General features: G+C 61.0%; 19 protein-coding genes and 1 pseudogene. 17 read left to right on the forward strand and 3 right to left on the reverse strand.

Features of this window, described 5'->3' with window-relative positions:
- Positions 1–7: 7 nt before the first annotated feature.
- The 14 genes and pseudogenes from GJU48_RS05720 to GJU48_RS05785 all read left to right on the forward strand — a co-directional run bounded on the left by GJU48_RS05720 (position 8) and on the right by GJU48_RS05785 (position 15,499).
- Entirely contained in the window at positions 8–1,630 is a 1,623-nt protein-coding gene (locus tag GJU48_RS05720; protein ID WP_094949974.1) for a methyl-accepting chemotaxis protein, read from the forward strand.
- Complete coding sequence (locus GJU48_RS05725) at positions 1,630–2,142, forward strand: chemotaxis protein CheW (RefSeq protein ID WP_094949975.1); 513 nt, start codon at positions 1,630–1,632, stop codon at positions 2,140–2,142. The genes GJU48_RS05720 and GJU48_RS05725 overlap by 1 nt, the downstream gene beginning before the upstream one ends.
- Positions 2,139–3,401 carry a CheR family methyltransferase gene (locus tag GJU48_RS05730; RefSeq protein ID WP_094949976.1) on the forward strand — a complete coding sequence of 421 codons (1,263 nt, stop codon included), beginning with the start codon at positions 2,139–2,141 and terminating at the stop codon, positions 3,399–3,401. Before GJU48_RS05725 ends, GJU48_RS05730 begins: the two co-directional genes overlap by 4 nt.
- A complete protein-coding gene (locus GJU48_RS05735; protein WP_094949977.1) occupies positions 3,398–4,099 on the forward strand; it encodes a chemotaxis protein CheW in 702 nt (233 codons plus the stop codon). The genes GJU48_RS05730 and GJU48_RS05735 overlap by 4 nt, the downstream gene beginning before the upstream one ends.
- The gene (locus GJU48_RS05740) at positions 4,096–6,360 is read left to right on the forward strand and encodes a hybrid sensor histidine kinase/response regulator (protein ID WP_094949978.1); all 2,265 of its coding nucleotides are present in this window, start codon (positions 4,096–4,098) and stop codon (positions 6,358–6,360) included. The genes GJU48_RS05735 and GJU48_RS05740 overlap by 4 nt, the downstream gene beginning before the upstream one ends.
- The gene (gene cheB, locus GJU48_RS05745) at positions 6,357–7,367 is read left to right on the forward strand and encodes a chemotaxis response regulator protein-glutamate methylesterase (RefSeq protein ID WP_094949979.1); all 1,011 of its coding nucleotides are present in this window, start codon (positions 6,357–6,359) and stop codon (positions 7,365–7,367) included. Before GJU48_RS05740 ends, cheB begins: the two co-directional genes overlap by 4 nt.
- 52 nt (positions 7,368–7,419) lie before the next feature.
- On the forward strand, positions 7,420–8,421 hold the full coding sequence (locus GJU48_RS05750) for a diguanylate cyclase (protein WP_094949980.1): 1,002 nt from the start codon (positions 7,420–7,422) through the stop codon (positions 8,419–8,421).
- A 234-nt stretch (positions 8,422–8,655) separates the two neighbouring features.
- Positions 8,656–9,751 (forward strand): peptide chain release factor 2 gene (gene prfB / locus GJU48_RS05755; RefSeq protein WP_141240520.1). Its coding sequence is split into 2 segments (ribosomal slippage): positions 8,656–8,727 and positions 8,729–9,751, totalling 1,095 coding nucleotides; the frame shifts between segments, so codons are not numbered across the junction.
- Between the two features lie 78 nt (positions 9,752–9,829).
- Positions 9,830–11,332 carry a lysine--tRNA ligase gene (lysS, locus tag GJU48_RS05760; protein WP_094949981.1) on the forward strand — a complete coding sequence of 501 codons (1,503 nt, stop codon included), beginning with the start codon at positions 9,830–9,832 and terminating at the stop codon, positions 11,330–11,332.
- 150 nt (positions 11,333–11,482) lie between these two features.
- Positions 11,483–12,199: pseudogene (locus GJU48_RS05765) on the forward strand (TetR/AcrR family transcriptional regulator).
- A 133-nt stretch (positions 12,200–12,332) separates the two neighbouring features.
- A complete protein-coding gene (locus GJU48_RS05770) occupies positions 12,333–12,893 on the forward strand; it encodes a hypothetical protein (protein WP_094949982.1) in 561 nt (186 codons plus the stop codon).
- Positions 12,894–12,914: 21 nt separating this feature from the next.
- A complete protein-coding gene (locus tag GJU48_RS05775) occupies positions 12,915–14,192 on the forward strand; it encodes a flavohemoglobin expression-modulating QEGLA motif protein (protein WP_094949983.1) in 1,278 nt (425 codons plus the stop codon).
- A gap of 78 nt (positions 14,193–14,270) precedes the next feature.
- On the forward strand, positions 14,271–15,176 hold the full coding sequence (locus GJU48_RS05780; protein WP_094949984.1) for an alpha/beta hydrolase: 906 nt from the start codon (positions 14,271–14,273) through the stop codon (positions 15,174–15,176).
- Positions 15,173–15,499, forward strand: coding sequence for a hypothetical protein (locus tag GJU48_RS05785; RefSeq protein ID WP_094949985.1), 327 nt, complete (start codon positions 15,173–15,175; stop codon positions 15,497–15,499). Before GJU48_RS05780 ends, GJU48_RS05785 begins: the two co-directional genes overlap by 4 nt.
- A gap of 306 nt (positions 15,500–15,805) precedes the next feature.
- Here GJU48_RS05785 and GJU48_RS05790 read toward each other — a convergent pair whose 3' ends face one another.
- The 3 genes from GJU48_RS05790 to GJU48_RS05800 all read right to left on the reverse strand — a co-directional run bounded on the left by GJU48_RS05790 (position 15,806) and on the right by GJU48_RS05800 (position 17,701).
- The gene (locus GJU48_RS05790) at positions 15,806–16,591 is read right to left on the reverse strand and encodes an OmpA family protein (RefSeq protein WP_094949987.1); all 786 of its coding nucleotides are present in this window, start codon (positions 16,589–16,591) and stop codon (positions 15,806–15,808) included.
- A gap of 56 nt (positions 16,592–16,647) precedes the next feature.
- Positions 16,648–17,073: a DUF4398 domain-containing protein gene (locus tag GJU48_RS05795; RefSeq protein ID WP_094949988.1), complete on the reverse strand. Its 426-nt coding sequence runs from the start codon at positions 17,071–17,073 to the stop codon at positions 16,648–16,650.
- A gap of 283 nt (positions 17,074–17,356) precedes the next feature.
- Complete coding sequence (locus GJU48_RS05800; protein ID WP_094949989.1) at positions 17,357–17,701, reverse strand: pilin assembly protein; 345 nt, start codon at positions 17,699–17,701, stop codon at positions 17,357–17,359.
- A 184-nt stretch (positions 17,702–17,885) separates the two neighbouring features.
- Here GJU48_RS05800 and ppc point away from each other — a divergent pair, with 184 nt between their 5' ends.
- The 3 genes from ppc to tsaB all read left to right on the forward strand — a co-directional run bounded on the left by ppc (position 17,886) and on the right by tsaB (position 22,235).
- Complete coding sequence (gene ppc, locus GJU48_RS05805; protein WP_094949990.1) at positions 17,886–20,531, forward strand: phosphoenolpyruvate carboxylase; 2,646 nt, start codon at positions 17,886–17,888, stop codon at positions 20,529–20,531.
- A 279-nt stretch (positions 20,532–20,810) separates the two neighbouring features.
- Complete coding sequence (adk, locus tag GJU48_RS05810; protein WP_094949991.1) at positions 20,811–21,458, forward strand: adenylate kinase; 648 nt, start codon at positions 20,811–20,813, stop codon at positions 21,456–21,458.
- Between the two features lie 90 nt (positions 21,459–21,548).
- Positions 21,549–22,235, forward strand: a complete 687-nt coding sequence (gene tsaB, locus GJU48_RS05815; RefSeq protein WP_094949992.1) for a tRNA (adenosine(37)-N6)-threonylcarbamoyltransferase complex dimerization subunit type 1 TsaB — start codon at positions 21,549–21,551, stop codon at positions 22,233–22,235.
- Positions 22,236–22,263 lie beyond the last annotated feature (28 nt).

Genomic DNA, 22,263 nt, shown 5'->3' on the forward strand with positions numbered 1-22,263 from the left:
AATTACTGTGAAGAACTGGACCTTGCGCCAAAGGATTTTGGCGAGCTTTGCGGTAATTATCGCGATCATGCTGCTGATGGTCGTGGTCTCGTATTCGCGCTTGCTGAAAATCGAAGTCAGCGAAACCTCCGTTCGCGACGACGCCGTGCCCGGGGTGTTTTTCAGTTCGATGATTCGCAGCGCCTGGGTCGACAGCTATTTGCAAACCCAGGAATTGGTCGGCGCGCACCAAAGCCAGGGCATCTCAGAGGCCGACAAGCAGGACTACAAGTCCTTCGAGGCGCGTCTTGAACAGCACATGGCCAGTTACGCCAGCACCATCAATATTGGCCAGAATCGCAGCGAATTCGATGCCTTCGAAAAACTCCATCAGAACTACAACAAGATTCTCGCCCAAGTCCTGGACGCCCATCAGGCCAACAACCCCGTCGAGGCGCAAAAGCTCTTCGACGAGCAACTGACGCCCGCCTGGACCGCAGGCCGCGCGAAGCTCAATGACATCATCAATGAGAACAAGCAGGTTGCCGATAACGCCACCGCCGCTATCGACGAAGCCGTCTCGGCTGCCAAAATCAGCATGGGCGTTTCGCTGCTGCTGGCCATTCTTGCCGCGGGCCTCTGCGGCCTTTTGCTGATGCGCGCGATCATGGCGCCGATGAATCGCATCGTCGAGATCCTCGACATCATGCGAACGGGTGACTTGAGCAAGCGCCTGAACCTGGAACGCAAGGATGAGTTCGGCGCCGTCGAAACCGGCTTCAACGACATGATGACCGAGCTGACGGCCCTGGTATCCCAGGCCCAACGTTCTTCGGTACAGGTCACCACCTCGGTCACCGAGATTGCCGCCACCTCCAAGCAGCAACAGGCCACGGCCACCGAAACTGCCGCGACCACCACTGAGATCGGCGCCACTTCGCGGGAGATCGCCGCCACTTCCAAGGATTTGGTCCGCACCATGACCGAAGTGTCCACCGCCGCTGACCAGGCATCGGTCGCCGCCGGTTCTGGCCAGCAAGGCTTGGCGCGCATGGAAGAAACCATGCACTCGGTGATGGGCGCCGCCGACTTGGTCAACGCTAAGCTTGCGATCCTCAATGAGAAAGCTGGCAACATCAACCAAGTGGTGGTGACCATCGTCAAGGTCGCCGACCAGACCAACCTGTTGTCGCTCAACGCCGCCATCGAAGCTGAAAAGGCCGGTGAATACGGGCGCGGTTTTGCCGTGGTCGCCACAGAAGTGCGGCGTTTGGCGGACCAGACCGCCGTGGCCACCTACGACATCGAGCAGATGGTGCGTGAGATTCAGTCGGCGGTGTCGGCGGGCGTGATGGGCATGGACAAGTTCTCCGAAGAAGTGCGCCGCGGCATGTTTGAAGTGCAGCAAGTGGGCGAGCAACTGTCGCAGATCATCCACCAAGTGCAGGCGTTGGCGCCGCGTGTGTTGATGGTCAACGAAGGCATGCAGGCTCAGGCCACTGGCGCCGAGCAGATCAACCACGCGCTGGTGCAACTGGGTGATGCCAGCAGCCAGACCGTGGAATCCCTGCGCCAGGCCAGCTTTGCCATTGATGAGCTGAGCCAGGTTGCGGTCGGCCTGCGCAGCGGCGTCTCGCGTTTCAAAGTCTGATGAGCGAGCTTGCCGCTAAACGCGGCGCCGTCCCGGCAGCGAAAAAGGCGTTGTTCCTGGTGTTTCACATCGGCGGCGAACGGTATGCCCTCAGGGCCACGGAAGTGGCTGAGGTGCTGCCGCGCCTGCCGCTCAAGCCCATCGCCCATGCACCGGTCTGGGTGGCGGGGATCTTTGCCCACCGTGGCGCGCTGGTGCCGGTGATCGACCTGAGCGCGCTGACCTTTGGCACGCCGGCCCAGGCCCGCACCAGCACGAGGCTGGTGTTGGTCAATTACCAGCCGCAACCCTGGGTTGAAGCACGCTGGCTGGGGCTGATCCTGGAACAAGCCACCGACACCCTGCGGTGCAGCCTTGAGGAGTTCCAGCCGTATGGGCTGGACAATCGCGAGGCGCCGTACTTGGGGCTGGTGCGTGAAGATGCCTTGGGCTTGATGCAGTGGATTGGCGTCAACGAGTTGCTCACCGAGCCCGTGCGCGCCTTGCTGTTTTGCGCCGAGCTGAACCTATGAGTAATGATCCGCGCTTCTTTGCCTTCTTAAAGGAACGCATTGGTCTGGACGTCGCCTCGGTGGGCGAGGCGATCATTGAGCGCGCGGTACGCCAACGCAGCCAGGCCACGCAGGCGCAGACGCCAGAGGCTTACTGGCAGCACTTGCAAAGCTCCCAGGATGAGCAGCAAGCGTTGATCGAAGCTGTCATCGTCCCCGAAACTTGGTTTTTTCGTTACCCCGAATCCTTTGCGACCCTGGCGCGCCTAGCCAAGGCGCGCCTGGCCGAGATCAAGCAGATGCGCGCGCTGCGTATCCTCAGCCTGCCGTGTTCCACCGGCGAAGAGCCCTACTCGATTGCCATGGCCTTGCTTGATGCCGGGTTGGCGCCGCACCAATTCAAGGTGCTGGGCCTGGATGTCAGCCCGCTGTCGGTGGAACGCGCGCGGCGCGGGGTGTATGGCAAGAATTCGTTTCGCGGCAGTGATATCGAGTTTCGCGAGCGCCACTTCACCGAAGAGGTGGAGGGTTATCGCATCGCCGACCGCGTGCGCGAGCAAGTGCGCCTGCAAGTCGGCAACCTGCTCGACCCAGGCCTGTTGGCGAATGAGCCAAGCTACGACTTTGTGTTCTGCCGCAACCTGCTGATCTACTTTGACCAGCCGACCCAGAAGCAAGTGTTCGACGTGCTCAAGGGCCTGACCCACGAGGATGGCGTGCTGTTTATCGGCCCGGCCGAGGGCAGCCTGCTGGGGCGCCATGGCATGCGTTCGATTGGTGTGCCGCAGTCCTTTGCCTTCAGCCGGTATGTAGAACCGGTCAAGCCCGAGCCGGTGCCTGTACTGATGCCTGTATCGATTCCCGTGCCGCGCAGTGCGGTGCCGATGCCTCTCAAGCCACGCCCGTTCAGCACGCTCAGCAGCCACGTGACGCCGATCAAGGTGACGCAGACCGATGCAGGCGACCTGCTCAGCCGCATCGCCACGCTTGCCAACGAAGGCAAAAGTGCTGAAGCCCGTGCCGCGTGTGAGCAGTATTTGAGTAACCACCCGCCGGCCGCCCAGGTGTTTTACTGGCTGGGGCTGCTCAGCGATGTGGCCGGCAGCGCCCTGGAAGCCCAGGGTTATTATCGAAAAGCCTTGTACCTGGAACCGCAGCACCCGCAGGCCTTGATGCATTTGGCCGCGTTGCTCCAATCCCAGGGCGACAGTGCGGGGGCGCGCCGCTTGCAAGCGCGGGCCGCGCGTAGCGAGCGAGCTGACAGTGAGTCCAAACGATGAGTAGCAACGACGCGCTCGATACTGCGGGCCTGGACCTGACCCTGACCGACACCCAAGCCATCGACGACTGCTGGAACCGCATCGGCATCCATGGCGACAAGTCCTGCCCGTTACTGGCGGAGCATATCCATTGCCGTAACTGCTCGGTGTATTCCGCCGCCGCCACGCGTTTGCTCGACCGCTATGCCTTGCAGCAAGACGACCGGCGGCCACAGGCGGCAACCGAGGACCACGGCGATGTGGTCACGCGCTCCCTGTTGATGTTTCGTCTGGGCGAGGAATGGCTGGGCATTGCCACCCGCTGCCTGGTGGAAGTGGCGCCATTGCAACCGATTCACTCGCTGCCGCACCAACGCTCGCGCGCGCTGCTCGGCGTGGCCAATGTGCGGGGCGCGCTGGTGGCGTGCCTGTCGCTGGTCGAGTTGCTGGGGCTGGACGCCACCACCGGCGGGGCCAGTGGTGGGCGCGTCATGCCGCGCATGTTGATCATCGCCGCGCAGGACGGCCCGGTGGTGGTGCCGGTCGATGAAGTCGACGGCATCCATGCCATTGATGAGCGCACCTTGAAGGCGGCATCGGCCTCCGGCACCCAGGCCAGTGCGCGCTTTACCCAGGGCGTTTTGCAGTGGAAGGGCCGCAGCCTGCGCTGGCTGGACGAGGCGCAATTGTTGTCCGCCGTGACCCGGAGCCTCACATGACCCCCGACCAGATGCGCGATGCCTCGCTGCTGGAACTGTTCAGCCTGGAAGCCGATGCGCAGACCCAGGTATTGAGCGCCGGTTTGCTGGCCTTGGAACGCAACCCGACCCAGGCCGACCAGTTGGAGGCGTGCATGCGCGCCGCGCACTCGCTCAAGGGCGCGGCGCGGATCGTCGGGGTGGATGCCGGGGTCAGCGTGGCCCACGTCATGGAGGACTGCCTGGTCACTGCCCAGGAAGGCCGCCTGTACCTGCAACCCGAACATATCGACGCCTTGCTGCAAGGCACCGACCTGCTGATGCGCATCGCCACGCCGGGCAATGACGTGGGCCCGGCGAATATCGAGGCGTATGTAGCGCTGATGGAGCGCCTGCTCGATCCGTCCGCCACCGTCGCTTCACCTGCGCTGCCCCCGCCGGCTGCGGCGCCTATGGTCGAAGCGCTGCCGCCCGAGCCCGAGCCGCCGGTCACCAGCGAGCCGCCGCGCCAGAACAAACACATGACCGAAGGCGGCGAGCGCGTGCTGCGCGTCACCGCCGAGCGCTTGAACAGCCTGCTCGACCTGTCGAGTAAATCCCTGGTCGAAACCCAGCGGCTCAAGCCGTACCTGGCGAGCATGCAGCGCCTCAAGCGTATTCAAAACAACAGCGCCCGCGCCTTGGACACCCTCGATGGCCACCTCAAGGCTGTGGTGTTGAACCTCGAAGCCCAGGAAGCCCTGGCTGACACCCGTCGCCTGCTCAGCGAAGCCCAGGCGTTGCTGGCGGAAAAAACCGCCGAGCTGGACGAGTTCGGCTGGCAGGCCGGGCAGCGCGCCCAAGTGCTGTACGACACCGCGCTGGCCTGCCGCATGCGCCCGTTTGCCGATGTGTTGGCCGGGCAGGTGCGTATGGTCCGCGATCTGGGCCGCAGCCTGGGCAAGCGGGTGCGCCTGGAGATCGAGGGCGAAAAGACCCAGGTCGACCGCGATGTGCTGGAAAAACTCGAAGCGCCGCTCACCCACTTGCTGCGTAATGCCGTCGACCACGGCATCGAAATGCCTGAGCAGCGCCTGCTGGCGGGCAAGCCGGCCGAAGGCTTGATCCGCCTGCGCGCCTCGCACCAGGCGGGTTTGCTGGTGCTGGAATTGAGCGATGACGGCAATGGCGTCGACCTGGAGCGCCTGCGCGGCACCATCGTCGACCGGCATTTGTCACCGCTGGAAACCGCCCTGCGCCTGAGCGAAGAGGAGCTGCTGACGTTCCTGTTCCTGCCGGGTTTCAGCCTGCGCGACAAGGTCACCGAAGTGTCCGGCCGTGGTGTTGGCCTGGACGCGGTGCAACATATGGTCCGCCAACTGCGCGGCGCGGTGGTGCTGGAGCAGACGGCGGGGCAGGGCAGCCGCTTCCACCTCGAGGTGCCGTTGACCCTCTCGGTGGTGCGCAGCCTGGTGGTGGAAGTCGGCGAAGAAGCCTACGCGTTCCCGTTGGCGCACATCGAACGCATGTGCGACCTGGCGCCCGATGACATTGTGCAGTTGGAGGGGCGCCAGCATTTCTGGCACGAAGGCCGCCACGTCGGCCTGGTCGCCGCCAGCCAGTTGTTGCAGCGCCCGGCCGGGCAGAGCAACGAAGAAACCCTGAAAGTTGTGGTGATCCGCGAGCGCGATGCGATCTATGGCATTGCGGTGGAGCGGTTTATCGGCGAGCGCACCTTGGTGGTGTTGCCGCTGGATGATCGCCTGGGCAAGGTCCAGGATATTTCCGCCGGTGCGTTGCTCGACGACGGCTCGGTGGTATTGATCGTCGATGTCGAAGACATGCTGCGCTCGGTGGACAAACTACTCAATACCGGCCGCCTTGAGCGCATCGCCCGGCGCAGCCAGCAGGCCGCCGAAGCGCCGCGCAAACGCGTGTTGGTGGTGGATGATTCGCTCACCGTGCGTGAGTTGCAGCGCAAATTGTTACTTAACCGTGGTTACGAAGTGGCCGTCGCTGTCGATGGCATGGATGGCTGGAACGCCTTGCGCTCCGAAGACTTCGACCTGCTCATCACTGACATTGATATGCCTCGTATGGACGGTATTGAATTGGTCACACTCTTGCGTCGTGATAGTCGCCTGCAATCGTTGCCGGTGATGGTGGTGTCGTACAAGGATCGCGAAGAAGACCGACGTCGTGGACTGGACGCTGGGGCCGACTATTATTTAGCTAAAGCCAGTTTCCATGACGACGCCTTGCTGGACGCCGTGGTGGAACTGATCGGAGGCGCCCGGGCATGAGGATTGCGATCGTCAATGACATGCCCATGGCGGTGGAGGCGTTGCGCCGTGCCTTGAGTTTCGAGCCCGCGCACCAAGTGGTGTGGGTGGCCGGCAATGGCCAGGAAGCGGTGCAGCGTTGCGCCGAGCTGACCCCGGACTTGATCCTGATGGACCTGATCATGCCGGTGATGGATGGCGTGGAAGCCACCCGGCAGATCATGGCGCAGACCCCGTGCCCGATTGTGATCGTCACCGTGGACCGCCAGGCCAATGTCAGCCGGGTGTTCGAAGCCATGGGCCATGGCGCCCTGGACGTGGTGGATACGCCGGCGCTGGGCGTGGGCAATGCCAAGGATGCGGCGGCGCCGTTGCTGCGCAAGATCCTCAATATTGGCTGGCTGGTCGGCCAGCGTGGCAGCCGGGTACGCACCGAAACCGCGCCGCAGCGCAGCACCGGCAAGCGCCAAAGCCTGGTGGCGATTGGTTCGTCGGCCGGCGGGCCGGCTGCCCTGGAAACCCTGCTCAAGGGGTTGCCCCGGGACTTTTGCGCGGCCATCGTGCTGGTGCAACATGTGGACCAGGTGTTCGCCGCCGGCATGGCTGAATGGCTGAGCAGCGCGTCAGGCCTGCCGGTGCGCCTGGCGCGGGAGGGCGAACCGCCACAAAGTGGCGTGGTCCTGCTGGCCGGCACCAACCACCACATTCGCTTGTTGAAAAACGGCACGCTAGCCTATACCGCAGAGCCGGTGAACGAGATTTACCGGCCTTCCATTGATGTATTTTTTGAAAGCGTCGCCAGCCATTGGAACGGCGATGCTGTCGGCGTATTGCTGACCGGCATGGGGCGCGACGGTGCCCAGGGGCTCAAATTGCTGCGTGAACAAGGATATTTGACCATCGCCCAAGATCAGCAGAGCTCGGCGGTGTATGGCATGCCCAAAGCGGCGGCGGCAATTGATGCCGCTGTTGAAATTCGCCCACTGGACAGAATTGCGCCCCGATTGCTGGAGGTCTTTGCAAAATGATCAAAACCTCCCGCAGTGCCGGCTTGCAGGAAAGTAATTCAGGTGACTGCACATGAGTGATTTACAGATCGACGGCATCAAAACCGACGAAAATGCCGCCATGGTGTTGCTGGTCGACGACCAAGCCATGATCGGTGAAGCCGTGCGGCGTGGCCTGGCCCATGAAGAAAACATCGACTTCCACTTCTGCGCCGACCCCCATCAGGCGATTGCCCAGGCGATTCGCATCAAGCCCACGGTGATCCTGCAAGACTTGGTCATGCCCGGGCTCGACGGCCTGACGCTGGTGCGTGAATACCGCAACCATCCGGCCACGGCGAATATCCCAATCATCGTGCTTTCGACCAAGGAGGACCCGCTGATCAAGAGCGCGGCGTTCTCGGCGGGCGCCAATGATTACTTGGTCAAACTGCCGGACAACATCGAGCTGGTCGCGCGCATTCGCTATCACTCGCGCTCCTACATGACCCTGTTGCAGCGGGACGCGGCGTATCGGGCGCTGCGGGTCAGCCAGCAGCAGCTGTTGGACACCAACTTGGTGCTGCAACGGTTGATGAACTCCGACGGCCTTACTGGGTTGTCCAACCGCCGCCACTTCGACGAATACCTGGAGCTGGAATGGCGCCGTGCCATGCGTGACCAGACCCAACTGTCGTTGCTGATGATCGATGTGGACTTCTTCAAGACCTACAACGACAGCTTCGGCCATGTCGAGGGCGATGAAGCCCTGCGTAAAGTCGCGGCGACCATTCGCGAAGCCAGCAGTCGCCCCTCGGATTTACCGGCGCGTTACGGCGGTGAAGAGTTTGCGCTGGTGTTGCCCAATACCTCGCCGGGCGGTGCGCGGCTGGTGGCCGAAAAGCTGCGCATGGCGGTGGCGGCGCTGAAAATCCCGCACATTGCCCCGGCAGAAGGCGCGAGCCTGACCATCAGCATCGGTTTGTCGACGATGACGCCGCAGCAGAGCAGCGATTGCCGGCTGTTGATCATGGCGGCAGATAAGGGCTTGTACACGGCTAAGCATAATGGGCGCAATCAGGTCGGTATCGAGTGATTCAGAACGACGCTGATCCTCTGTGGGAGCTGGCTTGCCTGCGATAGCGGCCTGTCAGTTATCACCTCCGTATCTGATACACCGCAATCGCAGGCAAGCCAGCTCCCACATTTGATCGCAATCGTTCTTGAGATCGGGCATATACCCGCCTTTTCGCCAAGCGGGCTGCCGTTAGCCCCGGTTTGTCGTTATACTCGTCGGCTTTCAAAAGTTCGCCAACGAGTGCTGCCCGCCATGGAAATCAACCCGATCCTTAACACCATCAAGGACCTGTCCGAGCGCTCCGAAACTATTCGGGGGTATCTTTGACTACGATCAAAAGCATGAGCGTCTGACCGAAGTCAATCGCGAGCTTGAAGATCCGGCTGTCTGGAACAAACCTGAATACGCCCAGGAACTGGGCCGCGAGCGCGCTGCGCTGGCGCAGATCGTCGATACCCTCGACGAGTTGAACACCGGTCTGGGCGATTGCCGCGACCTGCTGGACATGGCCGTCGAAGAAGATGACGAAGGCGCAGTGGGCGATGTCGTCGCCGAGCTGGCCCGTCTCGAGGAAAACCTCGCCAAGCTTGAATTCCGCCGCATGTTCAGCCACGAAATGGACCCGAACAACGCCTACCTGGACATCCAGGCCGGCTCCGGCGGTACCGAAGCCCAGGACTGGGCCAACATTCTGTTGCGCATGTACCTGCGCTGGGCTGACAAACGCGGCTTTGACGCTACCATCATGGAGCTGTCGGCCGGTGAAGTCGCCGGTATCAAAGGCGCCACCGTGCACATCAAGGGTGAATACGCCTTTGGTTGGTTGCGGACCGAGATCGGCGTGCACCGCCTGGTGCGCAAGAGCCCGTTCGACTCCGGCAACCGTCGCCACACCTCATTCTGCGCCGTGTTCGTCTCGCCCGAGATCGACGATAAGGTGGAAATCGAGATCAACCCGGCTGACCTGCGGATCGACACCTACCGCTCCTCCGGTGCCGGTGGCCAGCACGTAAACACCACCGACTCGGCCGTACGTATTACCCACGTACCGACCAACACCGTGGTCAGCTGCCAGAACGAACGTTCCCAGCACGCGAACAAGGACACCGCCATGAAAATGCTGCGGGCCAAGTTGTACGAGCAGGAAATGCAGAAGCGCAATGCCGCTTCCCAGGCGCTGGAAGACACCAAGTCGGATATCGGCTGGGGTCACCAGATCCGTTCGTATGTGCTCGATGCGTCGCGGATCAAGGATCTGCGCACTAACATCGAACGCAGCGACTGCGACAAGGTGCTCGACGGTGATATCGACGAATACCTGGAAGCCAGCCTGAAATCGGGGCTTTAAAGACTGTGTAGAGCCGGCTTGCCGGCGATCCCCGGCCTACGCCTGGGGCAACGAACCTGTGATGGAATTTCAAAAGACATGAGCGACCAACAACTCGACCCGCAAGCCCTGCAACAGGAAGAAAACTCCCTGATCGCCCTGCGCAAGGAAAAGCTTGCCGCCGAGCGCGCCAAGGGCAATGCCTTCCCGAACGACTTCCGCCGTGACAACTACTGCGATGCCTTGCAGAAACAGTACGCGGACAAGACCAAGGAAGAGCTGGCAGAGGCTGCAATCCCGGTCAAGGTGGCAGGTCGCATCATGCTCAACCGTGGCTCGTTCATGGTGATCCAGGACATGACCGGTCGCATTCAGGTTTACGTCAACCGTAAAACCCTGTCTGAAGAAACCCTGGCCTCGGTGAAAACCTGGGACATGGGCGACATCATTGCAGCCGAAGGCACCCTGGCGCGTTCCGGCAAGGGCGACCTGTATGTTGAAATGACCACCGTACGCTTGCTGACCAAGTCGCTGCGCCCGCTGCCGGACAAGCACCACGGCCTGACCGACACCGAACAGCGCTATCGCCAGCGCTACGTTGACCTGATCGTCAACGAAGAAGTGCGTCAGACCTTCCGTGTGCGTTCGCAGGTTATCGCGCACATCCGCAGCTTCCTGATGCAGCGTGACTTCCTGGAAGTGGAAACCCCGATGCTGCAAACCATCCCCGGTGGTGCCGCAGCCAAGCCATTCGAAACCCACCATAACGCGCTGGACATGGAAATGTTCCTGCGTATCGCGCCTGAGCTATATCTCAAGCGCCTCGTTGTTGGCGGCTTCGAAAAGGTCTTCGAGATCAACCGCAACTTCCGTAACGAAGGCGTCTCGACCCGTCACAACCCAGAATTCACCATGTTGGAGTTCTACCAGGCTTACGCCGACTACGAAGACAACATGGACCTGACCGAAGAACTGTTCCGCGAACTGGCGCAGCTGGTTCTGGGCAGCACCGACGTGCCGTACGGCGACAAGGTGTTCCACTTCGGCGAGCCGTTCGTGCGTCTGTCGGTGTTTGATTCGATCCTCAAGTACAACCCTGAGTTGACCGCTGACGACCTGACCGACATCGACAAGGCCCGCGCCATCGCCAAGAAAGCCGGCGCCAAGGTGCTGGGCTTCGAAGGCCTGGGCAAACTGCAGGTGATGATTTTCGAAGAACTGGTGGAGCATAAGCTGGAACAGCCGCACTTCATTACCCAGTACCCGTTCGAAGTGTCGCCGCTGGCCCGTCGCAACGACGACAACCCGAACGTCACTGACCGTTTCGAGCTGTTCATCGGCGGGCGCGAAATCGCCAACGCTTACTCCGAGCTTAACGACGCGGAAGATCAGGCCGAGCGCTTCATGGCCCAGGTGGCCGACAAGGATGCCGGCGACGACGAAGCCATGCACTACGACGCCGACTTCGTTCGCGCCTTGGAATACGGCATGCCGCCGACTGCCGGTGAAGGGATCGGCATCGACCGGTTGGTGATGCTCTTGACCAACTCGCCGTCGATCCGCGACGTGATCTTGTTCCCGCACATGCGGCCACAAGCGTAACCGTAGCGAAACCCGAAGCCGCCTTTTATAAGGCGGCTTTTTTATGTGGCGTATTCAGCCGTCAAGAGAACGGCGCCAGGTAATCGGTGATCGTTCCCACGCTCTGCGTGGGAAGGCATCCCGTGACGCTCTGCGTCACAAGTAAGGACCGTGAACCGCGTAATGGCTCAAGAAGGTGCCGCCGGCATTGCTGCTGCCGTGGCTGAAAGCGTCCAGTACCAGGGCCGCAAGGCCAGCCGCCGGGGCAGCTAGCAGCGCCGGCAAGACATTCTTGATGCAGCCATGCGCATCGTGGTGCGCGATGGCGTACGTGGTGTGCGCCATCGCGCGGTGGCGGCAGAGGCCGGCGTGCCGTTGTCGGCCACCACTTACTACTTCAAGGATATCGATGACCTGCTTACCGATACCTTTGCCCAATACGTCGAACGCAGCGCCGCCTTCATGGGCAAACTGTGGGTGCGCAACGAAAGCCTGCTGCGCGAGATGGTCGCCTATGGTGATGGCAGCCCGCAGTCGCGCGCGCAATTGGCCGATGACATCGCACGGCTGACCGCCGACTATGTATTGCGCCAACTGACCAACCGCCGCGAACACTTGATGGCCGAACAAGCTTTTCACCAGGAGGCCTTGCTCAACCCGCGCCTGGCTGAGCTGGTGCGTTCCCATCAGCAGATTCTGTTGCAGGGCACCGAGCAGTTTTTCCAGGTGCTGGGCTCCCGGGAGCCGCAACAGGATGCCAAAGTGTTGACGGCGATTATCAGTCGGATGGAATATCAGGGCCTGCTTGGCGGCCCAGAGCCTCTGACCGGTGAAGAGATGCTTGAGATTCTCAAGCGTTATATGCATTTGGTGTTGGCCTCGGTCTAGCCCAATGTGCGATCCGCTTTATGTGGGAGCTGGCTTGCCTGCGATACAGGCGCCTCGGTGCAACAGGTAATCCGAGGTGATGCTATCGCTGGCAAGCCGCAGGAGCCAGCTCCCACACTTGATGGAGTACGCAATGAAAGCCTGGCGTGTCGCGCTAATCGCCTTGTCGTTCCTATTGCTCAGCGGTTGCCTGGTGACCTTCAAGGACCCGTTGCCGGCGCGCGAATCAGCGCCGGATGCCTTGCTCGGCCACTGGTCGAGCAAGAATGCCTGGGGCGAGCCGCTCAACTTGCAGATCACTCGCGCGGGTGAGCACCGTTATAAAGCCGTGAGCTACCCTAAAGCCAAGCCGGGCCAGCGCGATGAGTACCTGTTTACTGTCTCTCGCCATGGTAGCCGTTGGTATTTGTCGGCGCCGTTGCCGGACACGCTCGGCGGGCATTTCATCCTCACAGGCTTTGACTTTGAAGGTGAGAGCGACAAAACGCCTGAATTGGTGGTCTACAACCTCGACGTTGAGCAGATCCATCAAGCCATCGGCCAAAAGCTTTTACACGGCAGCACCGTGGACACCGTCGAAGGCGCCGGTGTTTTGGTGGACAGCCCTATGGACCAGGTGTTTGCCTACCTGGATGACCCGGCCAATGCCGACGTGTTCGTTGAAGCCGTGCGCTACCAGCGCGCGGGCAAATAACGTTTAAAGAGGAAGCACCGGGTGGACGATTACCAGCAGACGATACGCACCTTGTCTGATCGCATTGTGCTGGCGCAAACACCGATTCGCGTCCTCGACGCCGTGAAATGGGACGAGAACATTCGTCAGGGTTTCCTCAAGGCCAAGGGCAAGGCCATGCCCGCCGTAGACCGTGATTATTACCTGAGCCGGCCACTGTCGTTCGACTCCAGCGCGGTTAAGCTGGAGTTCCAGAACATCGAGCGCGACATCACCCGCCAGCTTGGCCAATTCAACCCGGTCGGGCAGATCATGCGGCGGATGTGCAAGGAGTACCGCATGGTGGTGCGCATGCTTGAGGCGCGCGGCACCGAGGACTTCGGCCTGATCTCCCAGGAACTCTACGGCGCCGCCTCCGATGCGTTTCACGCCGGCGACCCGACCCTGGCTGACCTCGGCCTAATGCTGTCCGACTACCTCAACAACATCGACGGCCGTGGCGACCTCAAAGACGAAGCCAAGACCCTGACCGCCAAGGATGCCGTTGCGTTGCTGCAAACCCGTCTGAACAAAGTGTTTGGCGAGGCGGAAGAAACCATTCGGGTATTTGAGTCCGACGGTATCGTCGCCGATGCGGCGGCGGGCGCCGACTACATCAAGATCCGCGCCGACGCGATGTTCAACGACCGGGATGTGCGCGCGCTGGAAGTGCATGAAGGCCTGGTGCACGTCGGCACCACGCTCAATGGCCAGAACCAGCCGATCTGCACCTTCCTGTCCAAGGGGCCGCCGTCGTCGACCGTGACCCAGGAAGGCCTGGCGATTCTGATGGAGATCATCACCTTTGCCTCCTACCCCAGCCGCTTGCGCAAGTTGACCAACCGCACCCGCGCCATCCATATGGTGGAGGAGGGCGCTGACTTCTTGCAGGTGTTCGAGTTCTTCCGTGAGCAAGGCTTTGAAATGGCCGAAAGCTACGGCAACGCCAGCCGGGTTTTCCGTGGCTCAACACCGACCGGTCTGCCGTTTACCAAAGATTTGTCCTACCTCAAGGGCTTCATCATGGTCTACAACTACATCCAGCTGGCTGTGCGTAAAGGCAAGCTGGAACAAGTGCCGCTGCTGTTTTGCGGCAAGACCACCCTGGAAGACATGCGTACCCTGCGCCAATTGGTGGATGAAGGCCTGGTGGTGCCGCCCAAATACCTGCCCGAGCAGTTTCGCGACATGAACGCGTTGGCGGCGTGGATGTGCTTCTCCAACTTCCTCAACCACTTGAGCCTGGACCGGATCGAGGCGGATTACTCGAATATCCTGTAGAGGATATGACCGGCACAACCGAATCAAAAATGTGGGTTTCAAGAACTGTTTTCCAACCTGCTCACGAGGCTTCAACGGATGAGAATCCTCGGCATTCTTTGCCTGCTACTCACATTGAACGGCTGCAGCTCATTGCTGTTCTACCCCGAGCCCGGCCTGCCGTTCACACCGGAAAAAGCCCACCTGCAATACCGTGACGTGACGATCACCACCGCTGACGGGGTAAAACTTCACGCCTGGTGGCTGCCGGCCAAACCCGGCGTGCCCGTCAAAGGCACGGTGCTGCACCTGCATGGCAACGGCGGCAACCTGGCGTGGCACCTGGGCGGCAGTTGGTGGCTGCCGGAACAGGGCTATCAAGTGCTGCTGCTGGACTATCGCGGTTATGGCCTGTCGGAAGGCAAACCGTCATTGCCGGCGGTCTATCAAGACATCGATGCGGCCTTCAACTGGATCGACACGGCGCCCGAAACCCAGGGCCAACCGCTGGTTGTTTTGGGCCAAAGCCTGGGTGGCGCACTGGCGGTGCATTACCTGGCGGCGCACCCGCAGCGTCAGCCGAAGCTCAAGGCCCTGGTACTGGACGGCGTGCCCGCCAGTTATCGTGACGTGGGACAATTCGCCCTCAGCACCTCCTGGTTAACATGGCCGTTTCAAGTGCCCCTGTCTTGGCTGGTGCCCGACGGCGACAGTGCGATCAATGCCATGCCTCAGCTGACCGGCGTGCCGAAACTGCTGTTTCATAGCCTGGATGACCCGATCGTGCCGCTGGCCAATGGCATTCGCCTGTACCAGGCCGCGCCGCCGCCCAGGGTGCTGCAGTTGATCCGTGGCGGCCATGTGCAGACCTTTGCCGACAAGACCTGGCAAACCGTGATGCTGCGTTATCTGGACGACCCGCAGCACTTCAATGGTCTGCGCCGACTGGGGGAAATCCCCAACTACCCCAACCCTACAGTTGATTCATCAGAGAGCCCGCAATGAGCCAAGAACGCAACATGATCCCACTGATCCTCACCGGCATCGGCACCATCATCGGCACCGTCGGCTGCCTGTGGTTTTACGGCTACCTGCACTTCGCCAAGCCGGAGGATGCGTTGCTGCTCAGTGATTTCACCATGCTCAAGACCGTTCCGGGTGAGGACTACAAGATCTCCCTGACCCCGGCTGCGCAAGTGGCGCAGTGCGTCGATGGCGTGCTGGTGATGTTTGATACCGAACAGAAAGGCTTGAGCGGTGTGCTGGTGAACAACAAGAAGCAGGCGGTGCGCTGCATGGGCCAAGAGACGCCGCAGCTGCAAGAGTAGCTCGCTGGTTATTAAATCGCCTGATTACGGAAATATCTGGAACCGTATTGCGTAAGACGCCACTGATTGGTTTGTCAGTGTTGCTGATAGTTAACTTACGAGGCGGCGGGTGGTGCCCAGGGCGGGGGTTCCTCAGGCTCTGGGGGCGCTGATGAGCAGATGGATCCAGAGCAACTTGAGAAAATGATGAGGGGTCGCCAAGGCATGGAAGCTAGGATGCCTGCCGATGACACCAACCGTAAAATAGAAGTCTGATAGATAAAAAAACCCACCGTAAGGTGGGTTTTTTTATGCAGCGCCAATCAATCAGTTAGCAACGGAAGACCGTGGCTTGACCGGCTGGTTGTCGTTGGAGATGGTCACTTCAACGCGGCGGTTCATGGCACGGCCCGAAACGCTGCCGTTGTCGGCAACCGGGTATTCCTTGCCGTAACCCTGGGTCACGATGCGCGAGATATCCACGCCCTGTTGCGCCAGTGCACGTTGTACCGAAGCTGCACGACGCTCGGACAGGCTCTGGTTGTACGAGTCGGAACCGGTGCTGTCGGTGTAGCCTTCGACGATCACTTTACGGTCCGGGTTATCACGCAGGAACTGCGCCAGCTTGGTGATGTTAACCAGGCCGCTGGATTTCAGGTCGGACTTGTTGGTGGCAAACAGCACATCACCGAATGTCACCAGAGTACCGCGCTCGGTCTGCTTGGCGTTCAAGCTGTTTTGCAGTTGCTTGATCTGCGCGTCACGGGCGTCCAGCAGGGCACGGGCACGTTCGTCGCCAGCGTTTTTCAGCTTGGCTTCGGATTCGCGCAGGGAGATGGTGTCTTTAGCCACTTCAACGCGCTGGTTGGTCAGGTAGGCCAGTTGGTCGACCTTCTTCTCGTCTTCCTTGTCACGGTAGGCTTTGTCAGCCTTGTCCAGCCACTCGCTGGCGTCTTTGGTTTCCAGCGCCGCAAGCTTGGTGGCTTGTGGGTTGGTTTGCAGGGCCGAGAAGTTGGTCCGTGCGTTTTCCAGGTTCGCGTTCGGCGGGGTGGAGCAGGCCGCCAGGGCAACGCTCATCGCCAGCAGAGCAGGGATCATCAATTGTTTACGCATAGTCGTGTCGTCCTTTCAATTCGATATCAGGTGCGATGCAGTCAAGAGGCAGTGGCTTACTTCTGCTGGATAAGAGCAGGGCGCATGCCTTCCTTGCGCAGCTCGTCAACGGCCTTCTGGGAATCCTTCACTGCCTGTTGAGCCTTGGCAGCCTGGGACTTACGCTCAGCGACGCGAGCGTCCCACTCGGCTTGTTCAGCCAGTTGGCGAGCCTTGTCGTAGTTCTTGTCGTGCATGGCGATTTCGGCTTCTTTGAGCTTGTCCTGAGCCGACTTCATTTCCACTGCTGCGAACTCGGTGCCGCCGGCGCTGACCGCGCTGTTCACCGCAGATTGGGTCACAGCGTATTGCTCGGTCGGCGGGTTACCGGCGCAGCCCGCCAGAACGAAGCTGGTGCCGATTGCCAGCGCGGCCAATTTCAGCCCGCGCAGGTGGTTAAACGAGGATTTGGCAGTGCTGGTCTTCATCGTCTTCAACTCCATTGGGTAACTCCTGAAAAACATCAAAATCCATGTCACTGGTCAGCGGTTTTAGGTCGGGCGGGTAAAGCTCGAACTACCTTTTCAAACGGCCGTTCCAAGTGATGGCTTACTGGCTGTGACCGGAGGCTTTTTTCAAAAGTTCAGAGAAGATGGCGATTTGCCTAAAAAATATCTGACTGAGTGGTCAGCGCCTAATAGTTGGAACTTTTGCAACGCGTAGAGGTATTCCGGGCCTCTAGGAGGCCCGGAATAAAGGGGTTATGTCGGTTTTTACGGATGTTTATCAGTGCTTCTGTTCGTCAGCACTGGCCGACAAATCATGCAGATAGCGGCGTGACAGCGTCAGAAAGCGTGGCGTAGGGCCGACGTCTTCATACAGCGGGTCACCCTCTTCATCGGTGGCGATCACATGCTGGCCCTTGATGTAAGGAAAGCTGGCTTCCAGCTCTTCGAGGGCGGCGCCGATCAGCTCGCCGAGCAGTTCTTCGGTGTGGCGCTTGGGGTACATCTCGGCGATGGCGGCCAGCCTTGCGGCCGACTCCACGTCCAGATGGATCGCGTACTCGGTTTTGGTCAAGCGACCCTTGGCGTTCTCTTCCCAATGCTGGGCCAGTTCTCGGATTTTCATGGCAACCTCAGTAGGCCCGCGATGGCAGGCGGTGATGAGTGTCCAGTCAGCTGCGTGGATAACGCGGTGACTCACAGTTGAGACTAGCTGCAAGTCACAAGGTTTAAAGTGTCTTGTCAGAAACCGGCGCGGGCGGCACTCTGGAACCCCTGCGCGTCCCGGATTTCTGGCTGGAGATTGGCTGATGAGTGATATCGATGCACGCTTGCGTGAGGATGTTCACCTGCTGGGTGAGCTGTTGGGCAACACCATTCGAGAGCAGTACGGCGATGATTTTCTCGACAAGATCGAGCAGATCCGCAAAGGCGCCAAGGCTGACCGCCGGGGTGCCGTAGCCGAGCAAGCCGCCGGCGAGGAACTCAGCGCCAGCTTGAACCAGTTGCAGGAAAGTGAACTGCTGCCTGTGGCGCGGGCCTTCAACCAGTTCCTCAACCTGGCCAACATCGCCGAGCAATACCAGTTGATCCACCGGCGCGATGAGTCGCAACCGGCACCTTTCGAAGCCCGCGTATTGCCGGAGTTGCTCGCCCGCCTGCAACGCGAAGGCCACAGCAACGAATCCCTGGCTCGCCAGTTGGCGCGGCTGGAGATTGAACTGGTCCTCACCGCGCACCCCACCGAAGTGGCGCGTCGCACCCTGATCCAGAAATACGATGCGATTGCCGCGCAACTGGCGCTGCAGGATCACCGTGACCTCACCACCGCTGAACGCGAGCAGATCCGCGAGCGCCTGCAACGGCTGATCGCCGAAGCCTGGCACACTGAAGAAATCCGCCGCGTGCGCCCGACGCCTGTCGACGAAGCCAAATGGGGCTTTGCGGTGATCGAGCATTCGTTGTGGCATGCCATCCCCAATTACCTGCGCAAGGCCGACCAGGCCTTGCACGCGGCCACCGGCCTGCATTTGCCCCTGGAGGCAGCGCCGATTCGCTTTGCCTCGTGGATGGGTGGCGACCGTGACGGCAACCCGAATGTGACCGCGCCGGTGACCCGCGAAGTGCTGCTGCTGGCGCGCTGGATGGCGGCGGATTTGTACCTGCGCGATATCGACCACCTGGCATCCGAGCTGTCGATGCAGCAGGCCAGCCCGGCGTTGCAAGCCAAGGTCGGCGACAGCGTCGAGCCGTATCGCGCCTTGCTCAAGCAACTGCGTGAACGCCTGCGTGCTACGCGCCAATGGGCGCACACAGCGTTGACCGCCAACACCCCGGCGCCGGCTGACGTGTTGCAGAACAACCGCGACCTGCTCGACCCGCTGGAGCTGTGCTACCAGTCGCTGCACGAGTGCGGCATGGGCGTGATCGCCGATGGCCCGCTGCTCGATTGCTTGCGCCGTGCCGTGACCTTTGGCCTGTTCCTAGTGCGCCTGGATGTGCGCCAGGATTCCAGCCGGCATTCATCGGCCATGACCGAAATCACCGATTACCTGGGCCTGGGTCGTTATGAAGACTGGGACGAAGAGGCACGCATCAGCTTCCTGACCAAGGAGTTGGCCAATCGCCGGCCGCTGCTGCCGGGTTATTTCAAGCCGTCGGCGGAGACTGCCGAGGTGTTGAACACCTGCAAGGAAATCGCCGCTGCGCCCGCCGCGTCGCTTGGCTCGTATGTCATCTCGATGGCCGGCGCCGCCTCGGACGTGCTGGCCGTGCAACTGCTGCTTAAAGAGTCGGGCGTGCAACGGCCGATGCGGGTGGTGCCGCTGTTCGAAACCCTGGCCGACCTGGATAACGCCGGGCCGGTCATGGAAACCCTGCTGCAATTGCCAGGCTACCGCGCACGCTTGCAAGGCCCGCAGGAAGTGATGATTGGTTACTCGGACTCGGCCAAGGATGCCGGCACCACCGCCGCCGCCTGGGCGCAGTACCGGGCGCAAGAGCGGTTGGTGGACATCTGCCGCGAACAACAGGTGCAATTGCTGTTGTTCCACGGTCGTGGCGGCACTGTCGGCCGTGGCGGCGGCCCGGCGCACGCGGCGATCCTGTCGCAGCCACCGGGCTCGGTGGCGGGGCGTTTTCGCACCACCGAACAAGGCGAGATGATCCGCTTCAAGTTCGGCCTGCCGGACATCGCCGAGCAGAACCTCAACCTCTACCTGGCCGCAGTGCTGGAAGCCACGCTGTTGCCACCGCCACCACCCGAACCTGCCTGGCGCCATTTGATGGACGAATTGGCAGCAGACGGTGTCAGCGCTTACCGCGCCGTGGTGCGGGAAAATCCGCAGTTCGTCGAGTACTTCCGCCAGTCCACCCCAGAGCAGGAGCTGGGTCGCTTGCCCCTGGGCAGCCGCCCGGCCAAGCGCCGCGCTGGCGGTATCGAAAGCCTGCGGGCGATCCCGTGGATCTTCGGCTGGACCCAGACCCGCCTGATGCTGCCCGCCTGGCTCGGCTGGGAAGCGGCATTAAGCAAGGCGCTGGAGCGCGGTGAAGGCGAGCTGCTGGGGCAGATGCGTGAGCAGTGGCCGTTCTTCCGCACCCGCATCGACATGCTGGAAATGGTGCTGGCCAAGGCGGATGCCGATATCGCGCGCCTGTATGACGAGCGTCTGGTGCAGCCTGACCTGCTGCCATTGGGCGCGCACTTACGCGACCTATTGTCGCAGGCGTGCAGCGTGGTGCTTGGCCTGACTGGCCAGTCGCAACTGTTGGCCCATAGCCCAGACACACTTGAGTTCATCCGCTTGCGCAACACCTACCTCGACCCTTTGCACTTGCTGCAGGCCGAGTTGCTGGCGCGCTCGCGTCAGCAAGAGGCGGCGCAGGACAGCCCTCTGGAACAGGCGCTGCTGGTGTCCGTGGCCGGTATTGCCGCCGGTTTGCGCAATACCGGCTAAGGTTTCTTGCGTGTTCTCAACGGCTTGCAGATAAACCATGACGGCCGCCCTGAAACGGGCGGTCGGCGTTCAAGGGGTAGGGTTGCACTCAGTCACACCCGACCTGTGACGCATGCGCGGCGCGGGTTCTTGCGACTTTCGGCGGCTTGTATGGATAGAGCCTGCTGTGTATCTTGATCAGCCTTTGGCCGTTTGATCGGCTAGACCCACATTTCTACGAGATTGGCCCCACGCGGCGAATCCGAGCGTCATCTCTATAAAAAATTGAGGAGCACATCGATGCGCGTCATTCTGCTGGGAGCTCCCGGGGCCGGTAAAGGTACTCAGGCAAAGTTCATCACTGAAAAATTCGGCATTCCACAAATCTCCACCGGTGACATGCTGCGCGCTGCGGTCAAGGCCGGCACCGAGCTGGGCCTGATCGCAAAAAGCGTGATGGACAGCGGCGGTCTGGTCTCTGATGACCTGATCATCAACCTGGTCAAGGAACGCATCAGCCAGGACGACTGCAAGAACGGTTTTCTGTTTGACGGTTTCCCACGCACCATTCCCCAGGCTGAAGCCCTGGTGAAAGCCGGCGTAGAGCTGGATGCGGTGGTTGAAATCGCGGTTGAAGACGAAGAAATCGTCCAGCGTATCGCTGGCCGTCGCGTTCACGAAGCGTCGGGCCGCGTTTACCACATCGTCTACAACCCGCCTAAAGTGGCCGGCAAAGACGATGTCACCGGCGACGACCTGGTGCAGCGTAAAGACGACACCGAAGAAACCGTACGTCATCGCCTGTCGGTCTACCATTCGCAGACCAAGCCACTGGTGGATTTCTACCAGAAGCTGTCCGCTGCCCATGGCAAGCCGAAGTACAGCCACATCCCAGGCGTTGGTTCGGTAGAAGCCATCACCGCCAAGGTGTTGCAAGTGCTGAGCTGATCAAACGATTAGCTGCACGCACAACGGCCCGCTTGCGGGCCGTTGTTGTTTATACTGGCGCACTTTTTTTCGATTTGGACACCTGCACCCATGAGCACCCTGCTGGCCCTGGACACCGCGACTGAAGCTTGCTCCGTTGCCTTGCTGCACGATGGCAAGGTAACGAGCCACTACGAGGTGATCCCGCGCCTGCATGCGCAGAAGCTGTTGCCGATGATCAAGCAACTGCTTGAAGACGCGGGCACCACGCTTTCTGCTGTCGACGCCATTGCCTTTGGCCGCGGCCCCGGTGCGTTTACCGGTGTGCGTATTGCCATCGGCGTGGTGCAGGGCCTGGCGTTTGCGTTGGAACGCCCGGTGTTGCCGGTTTCCAACCTGGCAGTGCTGGCCCAGCGCGCCCTGCGCGAGCACGGTGCCTCGCAAGTCGCAGCGGCTATCGATGCGCGTATGGATGAAGTGTATTGGGGTTGCTACCGCGAGACCGCCGGCGAGATGCGCCTGGTAGGCGTGGAAGCGGTGCAGCCGCCGCAGGCGTCTGTATTGCCCGCAGATGCCAGCGGTGATTGGTTCGGCGCCGGCACCGGCTGGGGTTATGCCGAACGCATCGGTGTGAAGCTGGTCGGCCAGGACGCCGCGATGTTGCCCCATGCTGAAGATTTACTGACCTTGGCGCGCTTCGCTTTTGAACGCGGCGAAGCGATTCCGGCTGACCAGGCTGCACCGGTTTACCTGCGCGATAAAGTTGCGCAAACCAAGGCTGAACGCGGGATTATTTGACGTCAAAAATGCTGGCATTTTGAGGCAA

The sequence above is a fragment of the Pseudomonas sp. IB20 genome, assembly GCF_009707325.1.
Lineage (GTDB): Bacteria > Pseudomonadota > Gammaproteobacteria > Pseudomonadales > Pseudomonadaceae > Aquipseudomonas.